This is a genomic window from Bacillus sp. JJ864, assembly GCF_036963045.1.
Classification (GTDB): Bacteria; Bacillota; Bacilli; order Bacillales; family Bacillaceae_G; genus Bacillus_A; species Bacillus_A pseudomycoides_C.
This window is the reverse complement of sequence record NZ_JBALLY010000045.1, coordinates 1-11092: the sequence shown is the minus strand read 5'-3', so window position 1 is coordinate 11092 and position 11092 is coordinate 1. Positions and strand designations below refer to the sequence as shown.

General features: G+C 36.5%; 9 protein-coding genes. 3 read left to right on the top strand and 6 right to left on the bottom strand.

All coding sequences use genetic code 11. The features are described 5' to 3' along the window. The 4 genes from V7024_RS08615 to V7024_RS08600 form a co-directional block, all read right to left on the bottom strand. On the bottom strand, positions 1-2103 hold a 2103-nt coding region (locus tag V7024_RS08615; protein ID WP_335518339.1), incomplete at its 3' end, for a M60 family metallopeptidase. An 857-nt stretch (positions 2104-2960) separates the two neighbouring features. After that, entirely contained in the window at positions 2961-3614 is a 654-nt protein-coding gene (locus V7024_RS08610; protein ID WP_335518337.1) for a potassium channel family protein, read from the bottom strand. A 33-nt stretch (positions 3615-3647) separates the two neighbouring features. Further along, complete coding sequence (locus V7024_RS08605; RefSeq protein ID WP_335518335.1) at positions 3648-4985, bottom strand: TrkH family potassium uptake protein; 1338 nt, start codon at positions 4983-4985, stop codon at positions 3648-3650. 52 nt (positions 4986-5037) lie between these two features. Next, the gene (locus V7024_RS08600) at positions 5038-6318 is read right to left on the bottom strand and encodes an ArsB/NhaD family transporter (protein ID WP_335518332.1); all 1281 of its coding nucleotides are present in this window, start codon (positions 6316-6318) and stop codon (positions 5038-5040) included. Between the two features lie 141 nt (positions 6319-6459). Here V7024_RS08600 and V7024_RS08595 point away from each other — a divergent pair, with 141 nt between their 5' ends. Genes V7024_RS08595 through V7024_RS08585 form a run of 3 tightly spaced genes read left to right on the top strand, consistent with a single transcriptional unit; the run spans position 6460 to position 9036 of the window. Continuing rightward, on the top strand, positions 6460-7461 hold the full coding sequence (locus tag V7024_RS08595; RefSeq protein WP_335518329.1) for an ABC transporter substrate-binding protein: 1002 nt from the start codon (positions 6460-6462) through the stop codon (positions 7459-7461). A gap of 11 nt (positions 7462-7472) precedes the next feature. Then, a complete protein-coding gene (locus V7024_RS08590) occupies positions 7473-8237 on the top strand; it encodes an ABC transporter ATP-binding protein (RefSeq protein ID WP_335518328.1) in 765 nt (254 codons plus the stop codon). Further along, positions 8230-9036, top strand: a complete 807-nt coding sequence (locus tag V7024_RS08585) for an ABC transporter permease (protein WP_335518325.1) — start codon at positions 8230-8232, stop codon at positions 9034-9036. Before V7024_RS08590 ends, V7024_RS08585 begins: the two co-directional genes overlap by 8 nt. 22 nt (positions 9037-9058) lie before the next feature. On the opposite strand, the gene V7024_RS08580 is transcribed toward V7024_RS08585, so the two are convergent. Beyond that, positions 9059-9457, bottom strand: coding sequence for an RDD family protein (locus V7024_RS08580; RefSeq protein ID WP_335518322.1), 399 nt, complete (start codon positions 9455-9457; stop codon positions 9059-9061). Positions 9458-9658: 201 nt separating this feature from the next. Next, complete coding sequence (locus tag V7024_RS08575) at positions 9659-10744, bottom strand: recombinase family protein (protein WP_335518319.1); 1086 nt, start codon at positions 10742-10744, stop codon at positions 9659-9661. Positions 10745-11092: the final 348 nt, after the last annotated feature.

The following is an 11092-nucleotide window of genomic DNA, read 5'->3' as shown; positions in this document are numbered from 1 at the left end:
CTCACCTGTATTTGGTTTTCCACCCGCATTTGGTGCATCTGTTTCTTCTTTCACCTGTTCTAATCGATTATTTTTTATCTTGAATAGGTAAGTTTTATTTCCTTCCTTAGTCATTTCTGTATTTCCATAATAATATTTGAATCGCGAAGGTTCTGCATGATATATTTGAATTATATCCCCCTCCTCATATGTTAAACCGTTAATAACATTTTCCAATGTACTCTTAGTACTCTCTTGTCCCTGTACTTTCACATTTACTTTTTGTTTTTTGTTTTTACCATATATTTCCACACCTATATATTCTTTGCCCGTAAAATAGCTATGCACTGAATTATTTGTTCCTAAAAAACTTAATTTTTTTGTTTCAGGATGTACCGTTAGATTTCCTACTAAGTATGATCCCAACCCTAAAAATTCTAGTGTATCCCCATATTCCACATTAACTGGAATCTTTATAAGATTACTATTTCCATACTTGTTTGTTAACTTCACTAATAAATTCCCAGCATTTTTTCCAACCTTAAAAGCTTCAATAGAGGAAGGGGTAACAGAAATATTAACATTGGAGTCATCATTTAAATTACGAATATTTGTTAAAAATTTAGAGACATCTAAATGAGAACTATCCTGTTCTCCTAATAGTGCTGTTGGACTAGCTTTTATATTTGCTATCGGGATCATGTACGGACTAAGTTCTCTATCTACTATTTTATTTTCTTCTATTATATTGTTCCAAATGGGTTTTGTTATTTTCGGATATTGTTCTACTATCTTTTTCGTTTCGTCATTTGCATATAGTCCCCATTTTTCAAAGAAAGGTAATAAATTTCTGTTGGCAACCTTACTTGTCATCTGAATAAATAATTGCTTTTTACTATCATCAGTATTCAAGTTATAATTTTTTAAAATACGATACTCTTGATTAAGTTTTGGATAAAAATTATTTCCATATGCTTGGCGTAATTGCTCAAACATTCCAAGCTTAACCCATACACTAGCATTATCAAAGTTTTTATTAGGATTATTTAAATTTAAAAAGTCACTTATTTCCTTTCTTGAACCTTTCAGGCGATTAGTAAACCCGAGCTTTTCTTGAATGACTAACGCTGGAATATTCACAGTTACTTCTCCTAGACCATTCCATGTATAATCTGGATTCTGGTATGTATGTCCCATCTCATGCCATACACCCCATTGTTCTTGATTTGAAGGAGTACTCAAAATATCTTTAGCTGCACCAGTATTTTTTTGGAAACCAATATGTCCACTTGTTGCATAAGCATATCCGGGACCGTTATCCGGGCTCACAATATGTATTCTATTATCATATTTTTGGGCAACACCATTGGCGTTCAAATCTAATCCTGAAACTTCATTTTGAATTAAATATACTTTGTCCCAGTACTTTAATAGATCTTCTACTGATCTATCTTTTAACGTTTTAGCTGCAAGTGGATATTGAAATGTACCAAATACATGTTGACCAACTAGTTCAACAAATGGAGCCTTTTGCATTTTTTCCAACATGTTTAGCCATTCTTCTTGCTTGGTTTTCCCTAAAATGAATTTAGGGACAGCTTCTCCCCCCAATATCGAAACTGTAATTGTATTTGTTTCAGATGTATTTTTGAGATATAACATTCCATCTCCTTTATCAAAAACGATGTCATTATCTCCACTTTTTAATTCAAAATTAGTATAACCAATATTTTTATTATCATTTAGATACTCATATGTTCCAACTTGTCCGATAGTAGCATACAGTTTTGCTGAATTATCAGCATTGTGAACTTGAATTTTAATATGTCCTCCTTTTTTAACAAAAATTCCTGTCGGTTCTAAATCAGAGTGATACATTGTACGATTTTCTAAAGATCTTCTCTTATTTGCATCTCCCATTGGTTTTAAAACAAATTTCTCACTCTTATCTGGTTTCTGTAATTGATTTCCAATTGGATTGTCCGCATACTCTGCATGAGATATTATTGGATAAAGTTGCTGTGGCAACATAATTACCATAAAAGCGAATAAAACGTGTAATAATTCAGAAAATTTAGCGCACTTTGGTTTGTAACTTTTAGTCCCCCTTCCTTGTAGATTCATACTGTTCTTCTTCCTTTGTCGATTCATGCTGTACTCCTTCCTTTTTTATTCTCTTAATAAATAGGAGTACCGCCACATTTTGAAAAAAAACACGTTAAGAGTTTTTAGCTAATTTCACCATGTTTTAAATTGGATTTCATATAAAAACAGACTACTTGGAGTAAATTTTGTTGCGTTAGCAACCGATTTTAATAGTTTTTTCTCCATGTCATGCAACACAAATGATATTTTGTGTTGTATCCCCCTACTCTTAGCAGGACTAAATTCACATCATTTTATGGTGAAATTTGCTTAACGTGGTTTTTTTCAGATTTGAGGCCTGTATCCTAAATATAAATATTAAGATTCTCAAATAATTATAACTTCAGTAAGATGCATGTCAACTACAACCTTAGTCAGGAAAAAAAGAAAGGAATGCAGTATTCTCCTCGTAGTAAACGACTCAGTGGTATCAATGTGTATATAACAAACACCTCGATATATATATCCATTTTAATTTTCCGTCATATAAGTCGCTGTTATGCAGAACAAAACATGACTTGCACTCGCTTTGTCATTTTGTTTTAAACCTTGCATGTGGCAGGAAAAGGCCCTGACCGCTTCTATACATAGCCAGTCCCTCTCGGCCATCTAAAAGAAAGAGGTTTTTATACCGGTTTTTTAATTGGTATTTATATAGATTACGGCTATGTAGGAAAAAGGAGCCTGCACTCGCTTTCTTCCTTTGTTTGAACTTCGCATGTGGTAAAAAAAGGCCCTGACCGTTTCTATGCACGGCCAGATGCTCTCGTCCCTCCTAAAAAGAAAAAGGGGGTTTTTTTGTTGGTTACAACCTTTTCATGCTTACTGCTTACTGCTTATTCAAAATCTGCAAAACGATGCAAATTACTCTTTTCTCCAATCATAACTAAACCATCCCCTTCTTGCACGACTTCATCTGGGGAAGGAGAAATATTGATTCTCCCCTTACTTTTAATCGCAATGACATTTAAATTTAATTTTGCTCGAATATCCAGTTCTTTCAGACTTTTCCCTGACATGCTAGGAGGCACTTTAATTTCTTCAATATTGTAATCTTTGGCGAGTTCAATGAAATTAAGAACATTCGGTAACATAAGCTGATGGGCTACACGCTCACCCATATCCCACTCAGGGAATACGACCCAGTCCGCGCCTACCTTCTCTAACACTTGGCCGTGCCGTTTATTAAGCGCCTTGACGACAACTTTGTTTACGCCTAATTCTTTTAGTACCAAGACGGTTAAAATGCTTGCTTGAATATCATTTCCAATTGCGACAATGACTGTATCAATATTCCGAATGCCGATTGCTTTTAATACTTCTTCATCTGTCGCATCAGCGATCACAGCATGGGTGGCCGCATCCTCCAGTTCATTTACACGTTTTTCATTACTATCAATTGCCAATACTTCATTTCCTGCTTCTACTAATGTATTTACAATACTTGAACCAAACCTTCCGAGTCCAATGACTGCGTATTGCTTTTTCATATTCCTATCGCTCCTCTAAGGATGAATGAACACCTAACCAATCATAATTTTTCCCTTTGGATAACTGAACGGATCTGAATTTCTTCGCAGTGTAACGGCAAAAGCAATGGTCAATGGACCTACCCTTCCTGCGAACATCGTTAAAGTAATGATGATTTTACCAAGCGGAGACAATTCAGGAGTTAGTCCCATAGAGAGCCCTACCGTTCCAAAAGCAGATGTTGCTTCAAAGAGAATCATTAAAAAGTCCTTTCCTGGCTCCGTTATTGTTAGCAGCATGGCAGCGATTATAACGATAAATAGACCCGCTAACATAACGGTAAGTGATTTATAAATTGTATCGTATGCAATTCTTTTTCGAAAAAAGGTCACGTCTTCTTTTCCTTTTATTTGTGACCGTACTGCTCCTAAAAGGATTGCAAATGTAGTTGTTTTGATTCCTCCACCCGTAGATCCAGGAGAAGCCCCGATATACATGAGAATAATAATAATAAAAAGGGTTGAATGGTGTAAATCTGAAATACTGAGCGTATTTGCCCCAGCTGTTCTTGGCGTAACAGCTTGAAACAAGGAAGCTAAAAATTTACCAAACATGGATAACGGTTGTAGCGTTTTTGGATTATGAAATTCCAACAAGAAAATAAGAATCGTTCCTCCTACTACTAGCAGGGAGCTTGTAAAAAGAACTACCTTCGTATGTAAGGAAAGGCGCCCGATCTGTCTATATTCATATACCTCATTCATAACAATAAAACCAATACCGCCTAATGTAATTAACACACAAACTACCAATGTGACAATTGGATCTTCTACATACGCAGTCAAACTTTTAAACTCCCCCATGATATCGAATCCTGCGTTATTAAAATTCGAAACGGCATGGAATATCCCGTAATATATAGCCTTAGAAAGCGGCATATCAAATGCAAAACGAATTGCTAATAAAATCGCACCGATGAATTCAATTACAATTGTAAAAATAAGAATTCTTTTTGCCAAACGAACAATGCCCGCAATAGATAAATTGTTCAGCGCCTCTTGCAATAACAGCCTTTCTTTCAAAGAAATCCTTTTTCCTAACAAAACTGCAAAAAAGATCGCAAACGTCATAAATCCTAAACCGCCTACTTGAATGAGAGACAATATAACGAGTTGCCCAAACAACGTGAAGGTTGTTCCCGTATCCACTACGACAAGCCCAGTTACACATGTAGCAGACGTAGCTGTAAACAATGCATTTAACCAAGAAAGACCTTGACCGTCTTTTGTCGCAATTGGAAGTGTTAAAAGAATCGTGCCGATGAAAATAATGAAAGCGAATCCTACTACTAATGTTTTCGGAGGATCCATATAAATCTGTCTGTTTTTCATAGTTGTGTCTCCTATACATTTTTTTGAGGAAAACTGCTCTTCTCTTCTTTCTTCATATTAAATACCGAACATATATGTAAATCGTTGATAAGATAATGGATATAATCATCACAGGAAATCCAACTATTAAATATTTCATAAAAGAAATATGATGGCCTTGTTTTGCCGCTAACCCAGCTACCACTAAATTGGCGCTGGCTCCGATCAGCGTTCCGTTTCCACCTAAACACGCTCCTAGCGATAAACTCCACCACAATGGCTCTAAATTCGTGATGCCAATTGACCCCATTTCTTTTATCATCGGAATCATTGTCGCTACAAATGGAATATTGTCAACAAAAGCAGAAACAATCGCACTCATCCATAAAATTAAGAGAGTTGTCGCTTTTACTTCTCCGCCGGTTAGAGCCATCGCTTTTTTAGCTATCATTGCGATAAGTCCTGTTTCCACCAATCCACCAACGATAACGAATAAACCGATAAAAAAGAAAAGAATGGTCCATTCCACTTTTTCTAATGTTCTATCTAAATATTTGTCACCGGTCATAAGCAGTAAGAGAAAGGCACCAAATAAGGCGATTGTAGCCGTTTCAATATGAATAAATTGATGAAGAAAAAAACCGCCAATTGTCACAACAATAACAAAGACACATTTTTTCAACAGCGTTACATCTTTAATCTCATTTCTTTCATCCTTGCTCAGTAATTCGTTCATTAACTCAGGCGTTGTTATTAATTTTTTTCTATAAATGAACGTAAATATAACAAGGGACACTAATAAAATTACAAAGCTAATCAATGATAAATGATTAATGAACGCAAGAAATGTTAGTTCTTTTACAGCACTGCCAATCATAATATTAGGCGGATCTCCAATCATCGTCGCAGTACCACCGATATTCGAGGCGAAAATTTGAGTAATTAAATACGGAGTTGGATTTACCTTCAGTTGTGATGTGATACTTAATGTAACTGGAACGATGAGTAAAACTGTCGTGACATTATCTAAAAAAGCGGATGCGATGGCAGTAATCAGTCCGAGCACAAAGAGAAGTCGAATCGGATGTCCTTTCACCTTTTTCGCAGCCCGTATCGCAATGTAGCCAAATACGCCTGTCTGCGCAGTAATCGATACAATGATCATCATCCCAATTAACAAACCAATTGTATTAAAATCAATATGATGAATAGCTGTTTTTTGATCGATGACCCCAAAAACCACCATCAAAATTCCACCTAACATAGCAATAAGTGTACGGTGGAGTTTTTCCGAAATAATCCCAGCGTATGCAAGTAAGAAAATACCTAGTGCTATAATCGCTTTCGTTTCCACGTGTATCCTCCATAATCTTTTTATGTACTTTATTGTAACGATTGCTGTATTTTTTATTCAAAAAATTCCTCCTGTGTCCACTCACATATAGGCATTTACCTACATACATTAAAGTAAATGTATTTTGGGAGGTGTCATACATTGCGAAAAGTTCTAGCATGTTTTTTAATTGTTATCCTTATTGCCTTTACGTTTGTTGCGTGTAATAAAAAAGAAGAAAGTGCAAAGGTACAGAAAATGCGTGTTGGTGAGGTGACACATTCATTATTTTACGCTCCATTATATGTCGCGATGGAAAAAGGATTTTTTAAAGATGAAGGGCTAGAAGTTGACCTACAAACAACTGCTGGCGGCGATAAAACGATGACAGCTTTATTATCAAACGGCATCGATATTGCGCTTGTCGGTTCAGAAACGTCTATTTATGTTTATGCGCAAGGAGCAAAAGATCCGGCAATTAACTTTGCTCAATTAACACAAACAGATGGAACATTTCTCGTTTCTCGTAAAAAACTTAATTCTTTTAACTGGAATGATGTGAAAGGCACAACTTTTCTCGGTCAGCGTAAAGGCGGGATGCCGCAAATGGTTGGGGAATACGTACTGAAAAAACATGGAATTGATCCGCACAAAGATACAAATTTAATTCAAAATATCGAATTTGCGAATATCGCCAATGCCTTTGCATCTGGCACAGGCGATTTCGTGCAGCTCTTTGAACCAACTGCTAGCATTCTCGAGAAAGAAGGAAAAGGTTATATCGTTGCTTCATTCGGCGTTGAATCCGGAACTGTTCCGTATACAACCTTTATGGCAAAAGAAAGTTTCTTAAAGAAAGATAAGGCAACCGCGGAGAAATTTACACGCGCTATTTATAAAGCGCAGCAATGGGTCGATACACATAGCTCAGACGAAATTGCCAAAGCTGTTGAACCACGTTTTAAAGATACCCCAAAAGATATTATGGTAAAAGTCATCGATCGTTATAAACAACAACATTCGTACGCAACAAATCCATTGTTAGACGAGGCAGAGTGGAAACAACTACAAAGCATTATGAAAGAAGCTGGCGAATTACCGAAAGAAGTGCAACATAAAGAGTTAGTGAACACATCCATCGCAGAAAGTGTCATTAAGAAATAGAGGCGGGTCTAATGAACTTCCTAGAACTTTCTAACGTATCTCATTGCTTCTTCTCAAAAGGCAATGCCAGCCTTGTCTTATCGAATATTTCTTTAACAATCGAGGAAGGAGAATTTATCTCCTTCCTCGGCCCAAGCGGCTGCGGCAAAACAACATTACTTTCTATCATTTCAAGTTTACTACAGCCCATTGAAGGAACCGTCTTTCTTGATGGTGAACGTATTACAAAACCGACGTCTTCCATTGGTTATATGCTCCAGCAAGATTACTTGTTTCCGTGGAAAACGATTGAAGATAATATTTCCGTCGGCTTACACATTACAAAAACATACACATCCAAAACGAAACAACATGCTTTGCATTTGCTAGAAGAAGTTGGCCTACAAGGGGTTGAGAAGCAATACCCACGTGAATTATCAGGTGGAATGCGCCAGCGCGCTGCTCTCGTCCGAACACTAGTCACAAATCCGAAAATATTATTACTAGATGAACCATTTTCTGCTCTTGATTATCAAACAAAGTTGAAATTAGAAGAACTCGTTTTTTCTATTTTAAAAGAATATAAGAAAACGTCACTTCTCGTTACACATGACATTGAAGAGGCCATTGCGATGAGCGATCGTATTTACTTGTTGCAAGCGAAACCAGGCCGCATCACGAAAGTATTTTCAGTCCCAGAAACCATTCGCTCTCTCTCTCCCTTTGAAGCGCGTCAGCACCATGATTTCCCTTCATTCTTCCAGTTAATATGGAAGGAGTTGGAACGCCTTGGATAATATAAAAGAGTTTCATCAAAGCTTTCAAAAACGTGAAACAAAGCGGACATTTGCCGTTCGGATATTGCAGCTGCTCCTGCTCATACTCTTTTTCGTATTATGGGAAATCGCTAGCCGAAACGAGTGGATTGATCCATTGTTATTTAGCTCACCGTCTAGCATCTTTCATCTACTCATCACAAAATGGCAGGATCATTCCCTTTGGCCACATATATATACTACGCTCCTTGAAACGTGCCTCGGCTTTATCCTTGGTACACTTCTCGGTACGTGCATCGCAACCTTTTTATGGTGGAGCCCATTCATTGCCCGTGTACTCGATCCGTACCTTGTCGTCTTAAACGCAATGCCAAAAGTAGCGCTCGGACCCATTATTATCGTCATCTTTGGGCCGAATATTTCATCGGCAGTAGCGATGGGTGTCATTATTTCCATCATCGTTACAATTCTCGTCATTTATAGCGCTTTTCAAGAAGTAGACGCTAATTATGTAAAAGTCATGCAAACCTTTGGCGCAAACAAATGGCAATGCTATAAACAAGTCATTTTACCAGCATCGTTCTCAGCGATTATTTCCACATTAAAAGTAAATGTCGGCCTCTCTTGGGTCGGAGTCATTTTCGGTGAACTGCTCATTTCCAAAGAAGGACTCGGCTATTTAATTAGCTACGGCTTTCAAGTCTTTAACTTTACGCTCGTCTTGCTGAGCGTGCTTCTCACATGTATTCTCGCCACACTTATGTATGTGCTTGTCGCAGCATTTGAAAAGTTCATTACGCGTACGAAAAAAGCAACCTAACACAATGTAGGTTGCTTTCTTATTAATCACGAATAACTTGCGTTCCTGCAATCAAATCGTGAATAGAGCGTTTATCTTTTCGCAGTGCTATCATAAATGCACTTACGATAACAGCAATTCCAAACGTAACTCCATATACAATTCCAGCTAATAGATTACGTTTTAACATAGTCCAAATTGTAATTTTCTTTCCATCCATACGTACAATGCGAATGTTTACCGTTTTCTTACCAACTGTAAACCCTGCCCATACAATAGGAACGATTAAGTAGTATAGCGTTTGGAAAATACCTACTATATTTTCTGATGTCTCAATGGACATACCTAATAATATAAAAATAACAAAAAATGGAATTACTACTAATCCATCGATAAAATTGGCACCAAAGCGCCTCCAAAACCCTGCTAGCTCTTGATTCATGTCTTCTTCTCCATTCTATTATGTATTAATTTTCGATGTATTTATAGATTCTCTTCTCTTACTGAAAAAAAAAAAAGATTCGCATCTTCTCTATAGATCACATCCTAAAATTCTAATCCTCATTTTACAACAAATTTCAAGTTAATTCGACATTTTTTTCGCGCATTATTCCACGGATTGCAAGATTCATATTTTTTCATCCTACGCTTCTTCCACTTCCTCCGAAATTTGCTGCAATCCTGCCAGCACTTCCGCTCGCATCTTCACAAGCTCTGGGAATTGATAAAAGAAAGCAATCTTTTGATACTTTACTTCCTTTGACTCTTTCACTTTGTTAGAATCCTGTAAAATGAATGCTGTAAATGTATCGGCAATATCTTCTGCGACGTTCGTTGTTGCATATTCAGAAACAAATTTGTCTTCATGATCTTTAAAAAACTGCATTTGCGCTTCTACATCTGTTTCTACTTTCTTCTCTTTCCATTCACCTTCAAGTGGTTTCCAAAACTGTTCATAAAATTGATTCACATACGACTCTTTCTTTGTACAGCCTTCTGTCAAAAACAGCGACGTACATTTCGATTCATATGCGGAAATGTCTTTTTCTTCCGTAACAGCTTTTATATACTTTTTATCTACAGGAATTTGCGTTTTATTTAACGTTAACACATGAGCAGTTTCATGAATTAACGTTTTCATCACTTCGTTTATATTAACGTTGGAATCTAATGCATCTAAACTTAATACCCAGTCTTCAGGATTGTTTTCATTTTGCACCACATGAGCAACGATATTATCATATCCATCCGATACAATATCAAATTCTTTTATATTCTCTCTATATTTTGCTGGTATTAACACACTGTACATATCCCATAATGTTTCGTGATAATCTGTATCTTCATGAAGTACACTAATTTCTTCTCTCGATTCTTTATCATCAGCAAAGACTTTCTGTAATCTTTTTTTATCCAGATTTTCAAAATACGGATCTACTAATTCATTGTTATCAATATAATAAGATGCTAAAAAGAAGTAGCGTTCGTCATCTTTTCCTTGTTCTTCGTACGCTGCTAATTCTTCTTTATTTTCTACTTCTGTATATGTCTCTAGTTCAGAGATTCCCTGCATGTTGTTATTAATCTTGCTCAGGAATGCATCCCCGGTTTTTAAACATTCTTCTTTTGTTTTACATACTTCTTTTGCAACATTCTTTGCTTTACTACAGCTACTAATCAAGCACATGAACATAAGCAAAAATAAAAAATGAATATAGTGTTTCCTCATAACGTCCTGGTTTAAAAAACTTATAAAAATCTATCAAAACGTTGGAGAACCAAGACAAAAGCCAACTACCGAAAAGGAATCTCACCTTTTTCCTGTCCGCAAGGCTATCACCTTCTCATTCACCTACTGTGAAAGAATAACGGCAGGTTCCTGTTAGGAACGGTCTTGTTTTGCGCATAATCATTCATCCGAGTCAACTATACGCAAAGGGATATAAGTTTTAAACCAAGTTCCCTCCCTTCTTGATTTGAAATAAAATTTGTTGATTACTCATATACACTGTTTTATGAAGGATACTCCATAATTTCCAGTTGTGATGGTCTTTCCATGTTGCGATTTGGTTTTGTA

Excerpts from the sequence above, each read along its gene's own strand:
- V7024_RS08610 (WP_335518337.1), bottom strand. The coding sequence starts at position 3,614 with ATGAAAAAGCAATACGCAGTCATTGGACTCGGAAGGTTTGGTTCAAGT.
- V7024_RS08605 (WP_335518335.1), bottom strand. The coding sequence starts at position 4,985 with ATGAAAAACAGACAGATTTATATGGATCCTCCGAAAACATTAGTAGTA.
- V7024_RS08590 (WP_335518328.1), top strand. The coding sequence starts at position 7,473 with ATGAACTTCCTAGAACTTTCTAACGTATCTCATTGCTTCTTCTCAAAA.
- V7024_RS08580 (WP_335518322.1), bottom strand. The coding sequence starts at position 9,457 with ATGAATCAAGAGCTAGCAGGGTTTTGGAGGCGCTTTGGTGCCAATTTT.
- V7024_RS08575 (WP_335518319.1), bottom strand. The coding sequence starts at position 10,744 with ATGAGGAAACACTATATTCATTTTTTATTTTTGCTTATGTTCATGTGC.